This window comes from Novosphingobium aromaticivorans DSM 12444, from assembly GCF_000013325.1.
In the GTDB taxonomy this organism is placed as follows: Bacteria; Pseudomonadota; Alphaproteobacteria; order Sphingomonadales; family Sphingomonadaceae; genus Novosphingobium; species Novosphingobium aromaticivorans.
Genome location: NC_007794.1, coordinates 98007 through 111073, shown reverse-complemented (window position 1 = coordinate 111073; position 13067 = coordinate 98007). Strand labels below are relative to the sequence as shown.

The following is a 13067-nucleotide window of genomic DNA, read 5'->3' as shown; positions in this document are numbered from 1 at the left end:
CCCGGGCCTCGCTGATGCGCGCCCGGGCGGGATTCAGGTCAGTGGCGGAAGTGGCGCATTCCGGTGAAGACCATGGCAAGGCCGGCTTCATCAGCAGCCTTGATCACATCCTCGTCGCGGATCGAGCCACCGGGCTGGATCACGCAGGTGGCTCCCGCTTCCACGGCCGCCATCAGGCCATCGGCAAAGGGGAAGAACGCGTCGGAGGCTACTGCCGAGCCTACCGTGCGCACTTCGCTGAAGTGATGGGTTTCGGCCGCTTCCCTGGCCTTCGCGGCGGCGATGCGCGAGCTGTCGCGGCGGTTCATCTGGCCTGCGCCAATGCCGGCCGTCACGCCGTCCTTGGCATAGACGATGGCGTTCGACTTGACGTGCTTTGCCACGGTCCAGGCGAAGAGCGCGTCCTCCAGCTCCCGTTCGGTCGGCGCGCGCTTGGTCACCACCTTGAGGTCGGACTTGTCGATCTTGCCCGCATCGCGGTCCTGCACCAGTAGACCGCCCGCGATCGGCACGGTGACGAGGCCCTTGCGGCCCGCATCGGGAAGCGAATCGATCAGCAGCAGGCGCAGGTTCTTCTTGCGTGCGAAGGCTTCCTTCGCCGCGTCATCTGCGCCCGGCGCCACAACCACTTCGGTGAATATCTCGCAGATTGCGTTTGCGGTTGGCCCGTCGAGCGGAACGTTCGTCGCCACGATCCCGCCGAATGCCGAGACCGAGTCGCACTCGAGCGCGTCCTTCCACGCTTCAAGCAGCGTTTCCGCCGTTGCCACGCCGCAGGGGTTGGCGTGCTTCACGATCACCACCGTCGGCTTCGCGCCCGCGAACTCGGCGACCAGTTCAAGCGCTGCGTTGGCATCGTTGTAGTTGTTGTAGGACAGCTCCTTGCCCTGCACCTGGGTCGCCTGCGGCAGGCCGGTGACGGCGGGATTGCGCGGAACGTAGAGTGCGGCATCCTGGTGAGGGTTCTCGCCATAGCGCAGCGTGGTCACGCGGGTGTGCGCGGCGGCGAGGACGGGTGGGAAGTGTTCCTGCTGGTCCACGGTCGCGAACCACTGCGAGATTGCCGCATCATAGGCGGCGGTTGCGGCATAGGCCTTGGCGGCCATCTTGCGGCGGAAGGCGAGTGTCGTCGCGCCGCCGGTCTGGTCGAGTTCGCCAAGGAACGCGGCATAGTCGGCCGCATCCGTCAGGATGGTGACGTATTCGTGGTTCTTCGCCGCCGAACGGACCATCGAAGGTCCGCCGATGTCGATGTTCTCGATCACCTCCTCACGCTCCGCACCCTTGGCCACGGTCGCTTCGAACGGGTAGAGGTTGACCACGACGAGATCGATCGCACCGATCGCGTGCTCGGCCATCGCAGCGGCGTGTTCGGGATTGTCTCGTACGGCCAGCAGGCCTCCGTGGATCGTCGGGTGCAGCGTCTTGACGCGGCCGTCCATCATTTCGGGAAACCCGGTGTGCTCGGACACGTCCTTCACCGCCAGGCCGGCATCGCGCAGCGCCTTGGCAGTACCGCCGGTGGACAGCAGTTCGACGCCGCGCGCGGCCAGCGCCTTGCCCAGATCGACAAGGCCGGACTTGTCGGACACCGAAAGCAGCGCCCGCTTGATGGTAACCTCGGTCACGTGGAAATTCCTATCTCATCTTCTTGAGCAGCCAGGAGAAGCTCTCTCCGCTGCGTGGAACCTTGGCTGTGACGACAAGCTGGCGCGTTGCCAGCGGGCGTCCCTGCCCGTCTGCCCAGAGGCTTTCCTCGACCGACACCGCATCGCGGCCCGAGCGGAACTGCCACAGGCTCCCGTCGGGCAGGGCGAGCGTCACGCCTTTCCCGTCCGCACTGGTGGCGAGCTCGATATGCGGACCGAGATGGAATCGCAAGGCGACGCCGATGGTTCCGCGCTTGCCCTTGCGCCCTGCTGGCACCAGAAGGTCTTCGCCGCGCAGTTCGCTGCCATCGTCGCGCAGGATCAGGATGCGGCGATGGGTCAGGCCATAGCGCCCCACATAGCCGTTGTGGCTGGCCTCGATGCGCGTCGCGCCCGGACCGTTGCCGTCGGCGGAAAGCGTACGCCTGTCGACCTCGACCTCCGAAACGCCCGAACCGAGGCGACCGTTGATGAGGACTGCGGTTGAGTTGAAATCGTCGATGGTCAGCGTCGAATGCGCAGCCGTCGCGCGCAGGCCCTGCTCAAGCCGCAGGGGAATCAGTCCGCCGGCAAACGCCGCGCCGCCGCAGTTGACGATGAGCCGGTCCGGTCCATGGCTGAACTCGAAAGCCAGGGTAGAAGCGCATCCGTCGCGCGCGTGGCGGGCCACGGGTGGTGGCCCTGCATCGAACTGGAGCACGGCCTTGCCTGCCGTTGCGCGCTGGTAACCCCACTGGCGTGCATCGCGCAGCGGACGGGTGCGCACGCCGGTTGCCCGGACCAGTTCCTCGATCCGGTCAGCCTCGATGGCCCCTGCGCCCTGCCAGTTGCCCAGTCCGCCATCGCCATGCAGCAGCGCTAGCAGCGGCGGAACCAGCAGGTTCAGCATGGTCCCGATCTGCGGCAGCGGTTCCGACCGTATCGCGTCGTAGCAGGCGCGCAGGCTGACGAGCAGTTCTATCGCCTCGATCTGGCAGAGCGGGCTGCGCGACAATACGCCGCCATCGTCGCTGACCAGTTCGCCCAGCGCGCGTACTAGGCCGGCTTCGCCATAGAGGCGGCGTGGCTTTCCGTCGGCCATGAGCAGGCCGGTGGCAACGATGGCGCACCAGCCCGCCACTTCACCTAGCCGGTCGTCAGCCTTGGCGACGTGCCGGTCGAGCCAGCGTGCGGTATCCTCGATCGTGTGCAGCATGCGGCTGCGGAAGCCGCGGTCCTGGCCAGACAGGACGAGCGGCGCATGGATCATCCAGTTGAGCAGGCGATGGCCGACGTTGCCCACATCCCATGCGGGCGTCGGGTTCGGCTTGGGGTTTGCCTTCAGCCAGGTTGCCAGGATGCGTTCGGCCACTTGCGTGCACTGCGCCCGCGTCCCGCCCGACTCGAGATCGCGCAACCACCGAAAGCCGTGAACCATCCGTTCGAACGGCGGTGGCAGGCGCGGGCCCGAAAATGCGGTGTCGGCAATTGGCGACTTGAAGCCGTGGACTAGGAAATGCCCCGCACGCAGTGCCTTGCCGGCCGCCGGATCTCCGGGGAGGGGCGGCGTAACTGTTGCCGTCAGCCTTGTCTTCGCCCGCTTGCGGAAGGGATGGATCGCGCTCGCGGGAAGGCCCATCCGATAGGCGAGCCGGACCAGCCGGTCTCCCGCGCCAAGTGCGGGCGGGGCGAAATCGGCAAGCGCGAGCGAACGTCCCGGCTCCACCGCGGTCGGATCGGCGATGGGAGCGGCGGTCTGGTCCTCGTCGAGGGGAAGATAGCTGTCAGCGATATCGACCAGCGGTTCCTCCCTCGAGCCTGCCAGCGGAATCGCCGACTCGTGCGGCGCCTTGGCCGCCTGGCGGCTTCCGATGACGGGGAAGCCGCTGTTTTCCATCTCAGCCGAGACCCTTCAGCGCGGCGATGTTGGCCGCATATTGCGAAGGCCCACCCTTGAAGGTCGCGGTCCCGGCGACCAGGACGTCGGCGCCTGCGTCGACGCAGGAGCGGATCGTTCTGGTATCAACGCCGCCATCGACCTCGAGGTGGATGTCCCGTCCCGACTTGTCGATCATCTTGCGCACCGCCTCGATCTTGCGAAGCTGGCTGGAAATGAAGCTCTGTCCGCCGAAACCGGGGTTCACGCTCATCACCAGCACGAGGTCGACGTCGTCGATCAGGTAGTCGAGCATCTTTGCCGGCGTGCCCGGGTTCAGAGAGACGCCGGCCTTCTTGCCCAGCGCCTTGATCGCCTGGACGGTGCGGTGGATGTGCGGCCCCGCCTCGGGGTGGACGGTGATGATGTCCGCGCCGGCATCGGCAAAGGCCTGGAGATAGCCGTCGACCGGGGAGATCATCAGATGCACGTCAAAAGGCTTGGTCGTGTGCGGGCGCAGCGCCTTTACGACCATCGGCCCGATGGTGATGTTGGGCACGAAGTGGCCGTCCATGACATCGACATGGATCCAGTCGGCCCCGGCGGCGTCGATTGCGCGCACTTCCTCGCCCAGGCGGGCAAAATCGGCTGAGAGGATGGAAGGTGAGATCAGCGGAGTCATCGGGCGGCGTCTTCCTGCATCGGGCGGCAGGGACATAGGTGCACACTCTGGCGCCTGCTAACGGCCACCCCGTCCTTCGCGCTTACCTTTCGCGAATCGGCCGAACAAGCAGTGAATGCGCGCTTATCCACACGGAATGTCCCGGTTTGGAGGCGGTTCCTCCGGTTTGTCATCCCCGTCCCCCCCGGATGAACATGCGCCTTCGGCGAAGTTAAGCACGCATTCACGGCGCGAATCGTACTTAACGTAAGCGAGATCTGTCGGTATGCCACCGGCAGGGGACTGGGACAGGCGCCGCAGGCGTGCCGGAAAATTCGCGAGGAACACCGGCCGCGGGCCGCCTTACAAACACATCGAAATCGGGGCTTTTTTGACCATGACCAAGCCGAGACGCATGTACGCCGCGGCCATTGCCGTTGCCGCCACCGCCGCCGCGCTCACCGGTGCCAGCACCGCCGCGAGCGCGAATGCGCCCAATTGCGCCGGCCCGGTCAGCGATACCTGGATCAACGTCACCGTCGATGGCGTGCGCAACGGCAACGGCCTGATGGCGGTTACGCTCTATGCCGACGAGCCGCGCAAATTCCTGGTCAAGAAGGGGTCGATGTACGTTGGCCGCGTCGATGCCACTGCGCCCGAGACGAAGATGTGCCTCTTCGTGCCCAAGCCGGGCGTCTATGCGCTGGCTGTCTATCACGACGAGGATTCGAGCCGTAACATCAAGCGCAGTGGCGTGCTTGGCCTGCCCGAGGAGGGTTTCGGCTTTTCGAACAACCCCCCCACGATCGCGAGCATTCCGTCCTTCCGCTCGGTGCGACTGAATATCTCGAAGACGGGCCTGTCGACCCGCATCCACCTCAAGTACCCCTGATCAGTTGCCGGGGAGCGCTGCTCCCCGGCCACCGAAGGGCGCTCAGTCCTGACCGATCGCGGCGAAGGTCCGTGCAAGGTGCCAGGGGGCCAGTTCCTCGGCCAGCGCGTGGGCGCGCGGATCGTCCACGTCCATCCACCACGCATCCTCGATGTCCATCGTTCCGGCACGTCCGGCATCGGCAAGGCGCTGCATTCCGTCCGAAAGGCTTCCGGGCTTGCCCTCGGCAATGGCCTCGCGGATCGCCACGGCCAGTTCAGGCGTTGCCAGGAAGGCCCCGCAATCGACCGCGTCATAGGGGGCAATGGTCTTGCCGATGGCGGTTATGCGGCCTTCATCGTCCATTTTCACCCAGGTCGCGTCGTCCGGATCGACCAGCGGATTGTCGGTACGACGATCGATCGCGAGCGTGACGCCGCGCTCGGGCCGGTCCTCGAGCAGAAGCCGCGCCAGAATATCGGCCTCGAACATGTGGTCGGCCATCATCAGCAGGTAGTTGCCCTCGCACCGCGTGGCGCCGGCCATGACCGAGTGCCCGTTGGGCGTCGACCAGTCGGACAGGCGCACTGGAACGATTTCGATTCCCGCACGCTGCGACAGGTCCGCCAGGAACGCTTCGACCATGTCGGCCTTGTGTCCGGTGACCACGACGACGCGCGTCACGCCGGCTTCCATTGCCTGGCGCACCCCGATCTCGATCAGCGGCACCCCGGCGACCGGCGTCAGCGGCTTGGAAGGGGAAAGGTCGGCAAGACGGCTGCCGTAACCGGCGGCGATGATCAGTGCGTCCATGGCAATTTCCGGAAAGTCGTCTGGGGCATCAAACGAAAAGGCCGACCAGACGAATCGCCCGGTCGGCCTTTTTCAGTCGCTTTGGAGCGGTCGCTTATTCGGCGGCCAGCTTTTCGACCGAGGCATATTCCTCGACCATCTGCGCGGCGACGTCGTCGTTGAACTGCTGCGGCGGGTGCTTGCAGAAGTAGGCCGACGGGCCGATCAGCGCACCGCCTTCACCGCGGTCCAGCGCAACCTTGCAGCAACGGATCGCGTCCATGACGCAAGCTGCGGAGTTCGGGCTGTCCTCGACCGAGAGACGAAGCTCGAGATTCATGGGCACGTTGCCCCACTGCGCGCCTTCCAGACGGAGGAAGCACAGCTTGTTGTCCTTCTGCCAAGGAACATAGTCCGACGGGCCGACGTGGATGTTCTCGTCGTCGAGGCGCTGGGCAAGCATGGCCTGCACTGCCTCGGTCTTCGATTCCTTCTTGCTGCCCAGACGCTGGCGGTCGAGCATGTTCATGAAGTCGGTGTTGCCGCCGGTGTTGAGCTGGTAGGTGCGCTCGACGTTCACGCCGCGGGCGGCGAACAGGCTCGACAGGACGCGGTGGACGATCGTGGCGCCGACCTGCGCCTTGATGTCGTCGCCGACGATCGGGATGCGCTTCTCGCGGAACTTCGCTTCCCATTCCGGGGTCGATGCGATGAACACGGGCATGCAGTTGACGACCGCAACGCCGGCTTCAAGCGCGCATTCCATGTAGAATTCGGTGGCGTTCTGCGAACCGACGGGGAGGAAGTTGAGGAGAACTTCCGCGCCCGAATCCTTCAGCGCCTTGACGATGTCGGCCTGGGTGGCCTCGGGCTGATCGGAAACGATGAAGCCCTTGTCGCCAACGGTGGTCATGTGCGGGGCGACGCCGTCCGAGACGCGGCCCATGATGACCTTCGCGCCGGTCGGCGGAACGTTGGGCTGGAACACGGTGGTGTTGTTCGGCGCGGCGAAGATCGCCTCGGCGATGTCCTTGCCGACCTTGCGCGCATCGACGTCGACGCCGAGCACGAAGTCCACGTCACCCGCGCCATAGCCGCCGATCCGGTCATGGATGAGGCCCTGCGACGAGTTGTTGTTGCGATAGTAGGCAACCCCCTGCACCAGCGAGCTAGCGCAGTTGCCCACGCCGATCACGGCGACCTTGATTGGCTTCATGAATACTGATCCCTTCACACAGGCGCCCGGGGGCGGCTGTAACGATTAAGCCTCATTTCCAAATCGCGCGCCAAAAGCAAGAAGAATCCCCGTCGTCAAGCTTGCTTCGGCACGAGGGCGAGGATGACTGCAACCAGCCACCCCGCCGCCGCGATCGCAAAAAGGGCCAGGACTAGCGCCGCAAGCCCTCCCGCGATCAACAGAGCGAACACCAGCGCGAAAAAATCGCGGCTGGTCATGAATGTCAGCCATTGCATGATCTGCGACGGCCTCGTGTCCCGGATCTCACCACCGCCGGAAGGGCTGTTTCCGGCCACAGGGCTGCCAGTCCGATCCGCAGCCGCACCCTTGGCCCGATAGTGTTCCTTGACCAGATCGAAGCTGAACGGGGCATTACTGCGGGCCGCCGCGCGTCCGATCAGGAACAGCCCGATAGCGAGAAGTGCGAGCCCTGTGTACCCCAGACTTGCAGCGAAGATGCGGCCCTGAAGCTGAAGGTTGAATGCCACACCTGCCAGAAAGGCGAGGTTCGTCGCCGCGTCGATAAGGCTGTCCATGCGCGCGCCTTCCGGTGAAGTGCGCCATGTGGCCCGCGCAACCTCCCCGTCGACGCCATCGAAGATCGATGCCGCCTGGAACAGCAGCGCGCCTGCGACAAGGCCACTTTCCCCACCCAGCAGAAGGCAGGCGAACATGGCCATGGCAATGACGGCGGTGCCGATCGTGGCGTGGACGGGCCGGAAGCCGGGGATACGCAGCGCCACGGTCGAGATCGCCTGCGACAGCGGGCGATTGACGTGCCGCGAGACGATCCCGTCAGTCGGCTTGGCTGTGCCGCGAAGGATTGCGCGCCCGGCGGCTTCAAGCCGCGCCGCCGCGTCGCGTCCAGCCGAAACCGCGCGGGCGATCGCCTCGTCGATTCCCGGTCCTGACGTGATTTCCACGCCTTCGACCGGCTCGTTGCGGCCTGCCACTGCATCGGCGATGGCTTGGGCCGGCGGCAGGGCGTCGCCACGGATCACCGCCACCAGGCCTTGCACGGACGTGTTCCCACCGGCGAAGGAGACCGGCATCGGTCCTCCCAGCCTCACCGCTTCGGCGCGGGTCGCGGCGGTCGGGTTCCATCCCGCGCCGCCGTTGACCTCGCACGACACCAGTCCCGCCAGGCGAGCCTCGCGCACGACGCGGGCTGCCGCGGGTATGCCGGCGACGAGCCGATCGGCATCCCGTCCGGCTGCGAATACGATGAGACCCGATGTTGAAATGCTCGATGCCCTTTTCTGGGTATGCGCCCGCCCCTCGTCTTTTGACCGGGCACCTATCCGGTGCAAACCTGCCCCGACCCTGTTTACCCGGGCGGCGGTTTTATATAGCCGTGCCTTCCGGTCGCCAAGCCATGACCGACAAGGAGTGCACAAAATGACGAGGCTCGCAGGCGCAGGGGACGCCAAGCGTCCGAAACGCCCGCGCGAAATGCAGGATGCCCTGAATTTCTACCTCTATCATCCGCTCGCCTGGCGGCTGGCAAAGGTCCTTTCGCGCACACCCCTGACACCGAACATGGTCTCCGTCATTGGCGGGCTGCTCGTCGTCGCGGCGGGCGCGGTCTATTTCAATATGGATTCGACCGGCGGCACCTGGCAGCTCGGCTGGCCCTGGGGCGCGCTGCTCGGCATGATCCTGCACATGAGCTGGCATGTGGTCGACGGCGCCGATGGCGATCTGGCGCGGCTCACCGGCAAGTCCAGCCCGATCGGGGAGATGGTCGATGGCGTCTGCGACTATCTCAGCCACATCATCGTCTATGTCCTGCTCGCCTTCGTCCTCACTCGCCAGATCGGCGCAGGGCCGGCGTGGGCCTGGACGCTGGCCGCGGGTGCCTCGCACATCGTCCAGTCGAACCACGTCGAGGTGCAGCGCCGTTTCTACCAGTACTGGACCTACGGCGTGCCCTGGCTCAACAATGCGCGCGACAAGGGCGGCGATCTGTTCGGCTCACGCGGGTTGGTCGCACGGTTCTTCGAGTCCATCGCACGCGGGTACCTCTACCTTGCCGCCGGGATGACGCCCTACGCGCGCCGCATCGATGCCGCCGTGGGAAGCGCGATGGCGGCCGGCGACGAAACCCGGCTCCAGGCGATCCGTGCCGAAGTCGCGCGCGAGCAGAAGCCGTTGCTTCGTTTCCTCAAGCTGCTCGGTCCCAATCCGCGGGCGATCGTGCTCGGCCTTGCGATGATCGCCGGCAGCCCGGTGTGGTATTTCTTCTACCAGGCGGTCGTTCTGAACGTCCTGCTGCTGATCTCGGTACGGCTGCATAACCGGGCCGCGATGGCCACGGCGAACCGCGTCGACGGTCCGGCACCCGCGCTCAGCTGACGCGGTAGCGGTCGAGCGACAGGATGCCGGGCCTCGCCTTGCGCCAGCCCCACACGAACAGCAGGTAGAACGCCAGCGCCAGCAGCGGCGGTGTCGCCTTGACCAGTCCGGCCGGCGCGCCCTGCAGCAGGCTCATCCGCACAACCCAGCCCGCATAGGCGCCGAGCAGGACCGAAACCCCCGCTGCCACTGCAGGCACGGCCGCATGAAGCGGATGCCGTCTGACGCCAAGACCCGCCAGCCAGTACCGCCGCAGCAGGGCCGCGACGACCGCCGCCAGCAGCATTGCCATGGACGCGCCGAGGATTCCGTAATGCGGCGTCAGGAGCGGGATCGTCGCCGCGGCGATCGCGATCAGGATCAGGTTGACCTTCAGCGCGAGCGCGGGCCGGCGGTAGTAGAGGATCAGCTCCGACACACCGAACGCTCCGTTGATCGTCTCGGCCAGCACCATGGCCAGCAAGGCCGAATAGCCGGTCGCATAGTGCGCGCCGAACAGGTCGAGCAGCGCATCGCCCGCTGCTGCCATCAGAAGTACCACGCCGAGCTGGATGGTGAGGATGACGCGCGTCGCTGCGGCCGTCGCCTCGCCCGTCGCCAGTTCGCCATCGGTCTTTAGCGTTCGCGCGGTCAGCGGCGTCAAGATGCCGTCGAAGGCCTGCCGGACCTGCAGGATCGGGGTGCGGAGCTGGCGCAGCACGCCATAGACGCCGACAGCCGCGTCGCCCAGCAGGAAGCCCACGAGATAGAGGTCGATGCGCTGAGCCAGGTTGGTCAGGAAGTCGCTACCGCTAGCCGGCACGAGCGACCGCGCGCGGTGGGCAAGGCCGTTGAGATTGGGCCGCCAGCGCCGCATCTGTAGCGATCCCAGGCAATGCCGCGCGCTCCACAACGAGAATCCGGCGAGCGCGATCGATCCCGCCCAGTAACCCAGCAGCATCCCCGTATCGTGCAGGCCGGCATGCCAGGCGACCAGTGCCACGCCGGTCAGCACGTAGGGCTCGACCAACCCCCGCGCGATAACTTCATAGCGCATCTTGTGCGTCCATCGCGTCGCGGCGAGCGCGATGTCGCCGGTAACCTGGCCCAGCACCGCCGGCGCCAGCAGTGCGAAGGCAAGTCGCAGCTGGTCTGAAACGACTGATGCGGGGAGCAGGCGCGTACCCAGGATCAGCAGCAGCGCAACCGCAACGCCTGCGCAGGCCGCGAGCAGCAGCGCATCGAGCAGAACGTGAGTCGCCGGGCGCGGCGAATCGCCATGCGCCTCTTCCTCCAGCCAGGGAAAGATCATGCGCTTCAGGCCGAGGCTGGCCACCGGTACGGCCAGTTCGACCATCGCGCTTGCCATCGTGAACACGCCGTAGTTGGCCGCGCCGTAAAGGCGAGCACCGACATAGAGGAACGAGGCCCTCGCGGCGAAGCGGATGACGAAGCTGAAGGCGTTTGAGCCCACCCCACGGGCGATGACCTTCTGGGGAGTGCTCGACGGGGCCATGGCAGAGGCGCTTGGCGTCAAAAGCGGTGATTGGCAAGCCCGCGATTGGCTATCGCCGATGTAGGGTTCAGTCCGGATCCTTTTGCATGGCGACGAGGCACAGCGCCACCACGCCAAGCGCAAGCACTTCCATCGCACCCCAGGCCAACCACTGCGAATGGTTGTAGAACCAGACGCCTATGGCAGGCGCCCCGATATAGGCCGCGCCATTGACCGAGGCCACGATCCCCGCCGACTGTCCCTGCTCGCGCGGAGAGACCGCCAGGCTCGCGCCCGACGTGAAGCCCGGCCGGAACAGCCCGAAACCGACCGATGCGAGGGCGAAGCCGACCGCGATGGTGTGCAGGTCGTTGCCCATTGCCACCGGAATCACGCCCGCAGCCGCCAGTCCCATGCCCCACAGCGTCGAGGTGCGTGGTCCCAGCCCGAGCATCGGGATCAATCCCCACTGCGCCAGCAGCGTCGCGACGGCGCCAGCCATCAGAACCAGGCCCACCGGTCCCGCGCCGGCATCGGGATCGCCACGCAGGCCCAGCCGGTCGAGCAGCAGGAATCCGATCACACCCAGCAGCATGGCCTGCGCATGGCCGCCGATCAGGCCGGCCAGTAGCCATGGCCGCAGCCGCCTGTCGGACCAGCGCAAGTGGTCCGGTCCCTGGTGGAGAGGCTCTGCTTCCGGCAGTTCGTCGGGCGATCCGTCGGGCCGGTCCTCGACCATGCGCGGATTCGACGATGCGCTGAACGGTGCCGCCATGACTTCACCGCGTGCGGCGAAGCGCGGATCGTCGTCGGGCAGGCGCATGCGCAACAGGACAAGGACGATGACGCCGAACAGGGCGAACACCGCAAACGGTCCGATAAGGCCAAGTCCGGGTAGAATCATCAGCGGGGCAAGTGCGGGGCCCAGCACCGTGCCGAGTCCGAAGCTCGATGCGACGAGGGACAGCGCCTTGGTTCGGTCAGCGCGGCCGGTGCGGCTGGCGACATAGGCCTGGACAGCCGGGGGCGCGGCGGATCCGAAACCGCCATAGAGCGAGCGGGCCAGCGCGAAGAGCGCCATGGTCAGCCCCGCGCCGAACCAGCCATCGAGCCCGAAGTGCAGGATGGCGCCGCAAAAGGCGAAGGACAGGATGAAGCCGGTCACGCCCAGAGCCATCATCGCCTTGCGGCCGCGACGGTCGGATCGGCGTGCCCAGTACGGTGCCATCATCACCCACAACAGGGCCGACCAGGAATAGGCAAGGCTAACCCAAACGTCGGCAATGCCGAGCCGGGTGCCGACCGAAGGCATGACCGATTGCATCGCGGTGTTGCCCGCCGCCGTGACCAGCATGACCGCAAAGAGCAGCGCCATGCGCTCTTTCGGCAGGCGGATCGGGCCTTCGGTCATCGCTGCTATCCCTCCGTTGTCCACGACTGGTTCATACTGGAGAGTTATGCCCGCCGCAGGATGCTTGCAATGACGGTGCAAATTTGCGACCGCCAAGGCAAGCTTGATCGGCAGAGGACCTCTTTCCGCAATGACTTCGACCCAGGCGGCGCGCCAGCCCATCATCCAGCGGGCAAAGCGCAAGGCGGAACGCATGCTCGGCCCGGCCGGCATTTTCTTCAAGGGCTTCCTCAAGCACCCGGCCATGGTCGGCGCGATCGTCCCGTCTTCGAACCGCACGATCGAACGCGTGCTTTCGAAGGTGAACTGGGAGGAATGCCGCCTTTTCGTCGAATATGGTCCCGGCGTCGGCACCTTCTGCCGCCCGGTCCTCGAGAAGTTGCGCCGCGACGGCCGCCTCATCGTGATCGATACCAACCCCGATTTCATCGAGTACCTGCAGAAGACCATCGGCGACAGCCGCTTCATCGCGGTCCACGGCTCGGCAAGCGACGTGGAGGAAATCGTCCGCGCGCACGGCTTCGAGAATGCCGACTACGTGCTTTCGGGCCTGCCGTTCTCGACCCTGCCTGAAGGCGTGGGGCCAGCCATCATGGGCGCGACGCATCGCGTTCTGCGTCCCGGCGGCGCTTTCCTTGTCTACCAGTACACCGCCCGCGCCCGCGATCTCATGGGGCAGTTCTTCCGTCACATCGACAAGGGCTTCGAACCGCTCAACGTGCCGCCCTGCGTGATCAGTTGGGGCTGGAAGGAATAAGGCCG

Annotated in this window: 11 protein-coding genes; 3 read left to right on the top strand and 8 right to left on the bottom strand. The window is 66.0% G+C overall.

Going from position 1 to position 13067, the window contains the following annotated elements:
* Window positions 1–38 precede the first annotated feature (38 nt).
* The 3 genes from purH to rpe are packed head-to-tail and all read right to left on the bottom strand — an operon-like array spanning window position 39 to window position 4186.
* A complete protein-coding gene (purH, locus tag SARO_RS00530; RefSeq protein WP_011443769.1) occupies window positions 39–1628 on the bottom strand; it encodes a bifunctional phosphoribosylaminoimidazolecarboxamide formyltransferase/IMP cyclohydrolase in 1590 nt (529 codons plus the stop codon).
* Window positions 1629–1638: 10 nt separating this feature from the next.
* Window positions 1639–3525 (bottom strand): heparinase II/III family protein, encoded by a 1887-nt coding sequence (locus SARO_RS00525; protein ID WP_011443768.1) that lies wholly within the window; start codon window positions 3523–3525, stop codon window positions 1639–1641.
* Between the two features lies 1 nt (window position 3526).
* Complete coding sequence (gene rpe / locus SARO_RS00520; RefSeq protein ID WP_011443767.1) at window positions 3527–4186, bottom strand: ribulose-phosphate 3-epimerase; 660 nt, start codon at window positions 4184–4186, stop codon at window positions 3527–3529.
* Between the two features lie 376 nt (window positions 4187–4562).
* Between rpe and SARO_RS00515 the strand changes: the two genes are divergently transcribed.
* On the top strand, window positions 4563–5057 hold the full coding sequence (locus tag SARO_RS00515; protein WP_011443766.1) for a DUF2141 domain-containing protein: 495 nt from the start codon (window positions 4563–4565) through the stop codon (window positions 5055–5057).
* Window positions 5058–5099: 42 nt separating this feature from the next.
* Here the strand turns inward: SARO_RS00515 and SARO_RS00510 are convergent, their stop codons facing one another.
* The 3 genes from SARO_RS00510 to SARO_RS00500 form a co-directional block, all read right to left on the bottom strand.
* On the bottom strand, window positions 5100–5849 hold the full coding sequence (locus SARO_RS00510) for an NTP transferase domain-containing protein (RefSeq protein WP_011443765.1): 750 nt from the start codon (window positions 5847–5849) through the stop codon (window positions 5100–5102).
* A 94-nt stretch (window positions 5850–5943) separates the two neighbouring features.
* Window positions 5944–7044: an inositol-3-phosphate synthase gene (locus SARO_RS00505; protein ID WP_011443764.1), complete on the bottom strand. Its 1101-nt coding sequence runs from the start codon at window positions 7042–7044 to the stop codon at window positions 5944–5946.
* Window positions 7045–7139: 95 nt separating this feature from the next.
* Window positions 7140–8225 carry a CDP-alcohol phosphatidyltransferase family protein gene (locus tag SARO_RS00500; protein ID WP_011443763.1) on the bottom strand — a complete coding sequence of 362 codons (1086 nt, stop codon included), beginning with the start codon at window positions 8223–8225 and terminating at the stop codon, window positions 7140–7142.
* Between the two features lie 238 nt (window positions 8226–8463).
* Between SARO_RS00500 and SARO_RS00495 the strand changes: the two genes are divergently transcribed.
* Window positions 8464–9420, top strand: a complete 957-nt coding sequence (locus SARO_RS00495; RefSeq protein WP_011443762.1) for a CDP-alcohol phosphatidyltransferase family protein — start codon at window positions 8464–8466, stop codon at window positions 9418–9420.
* On the opposite strand, the gene SARO_RS00490 is transcribed toward SARO_RS00495, so the two are convergent.
* Entirely contained in the window at window positions 9413–10915 is a 1503-nt protein-coding gene (locus SARO_RS00490; RefSeq protein WP_041549853.1) for a lipopolysaccharide biosynthesis protein, read from the bottom strand. The genes SARO_RS00495 and SARO_RS00490 overlap by 8 nt on opposite strands.
* Window positions 10916–10982: 67 nt before the next feature.
* Window positions 10983–12305 carry an MFS transporter gene (locus SARO_RS00485; protein ID WP_011443760.1) on the bottom strand — a complete coding sequence of 441 codons (1323 nt, stop codon included), beginning with the start codon at window positions 12303–12305 and terminating at the stop codon, window positions 10983–10985.
* A gap of 130 nt (window positions 12306–12435) precedes the next feature.
* Between SARO_RS00485 and SARO_RS00480 the strand changes: the two genes are divergently transcribed.
* Window positions 12436–13062, top strand: a complete 627-nt coding sequence (locus tag SARO_RS00480; RefSeq protein ID WP_011443759.1) for a class I SAM-dependent methyltransferase — start codon at window positions 12436–12438, stop codon at window positions 13060–13062.
* Window positions 13063–13067 lie beyond the last annotated feature (5 nt).

Excerpts from the sequence above, each read along its gene's own strand:
- SARO_RS00525 (WP_011443768.1), bottom strand. The coding sequence starts at position 3,525 with ATGGAAAACAGCGGCTTCCCCGTCATCGGAAGCCGCCAGGCGGCCAAG.
- SARO_RS00515 (WP_011443766.1), top strand. The coding sequence starts at position 4,563 with ATGACCAAGCCGAGACGCATGTACGCCGCGGCCATTGCCGTTGCCGCC.
- SARO_RS00510 (WP_011443765.1), bottom strand. The coding sequence starts at position 5,849 with ATGGACGCACTGATCATCGCCGCCGGTTACGGCAGCCGTCTTGCCGAC.
- SARO_RS00490 (WP_041549853.1), bottom strand. The coding sequence starts at position 10,915 with ATGGCCCCGTCGAGCACTCCCCAGAAGGTCATCGCCCGTGGGGTGGGC.
- SARO_RS00485 (WP_011443760.1), bottom strand. The coding sequence starts at position 12,305 with ATGACCGAAGGCCCGATCCGCCTGCCGAAAGAGCGCATGGCGCTGCTC.
- SARO_RS00480 (WP_011443759.1), top strand. The coding sequence starts at position 12,436 with ATGACTTCGACCCAGGCGGCGCGCCAGCCCATCATCCAGCGGGCAAAG.
- SARO_RS00495 (WP_011443762.1), top strand. The coding sequence starts at position 8,464 with ATGACGAGGCTCGCAGGCGCAGGGGACGCCAAGCGTCCGAAACGCCCG.
- rpe (WP_011443767.1), bottom strand. The coding sequence starts at position 4,186 with ATGACTCCGCTGATCTCACCTTCCATCCTCTCAGCCGATTTTGCCCGC.
- SARO_RS00505 (WP_011443764.1), bottom strand. The coding sequence starts at position 7,044 with ATGAAGCCAATCAAGGTCGCCGTGATCGGCGTGGGCAACTGCGCTAGC.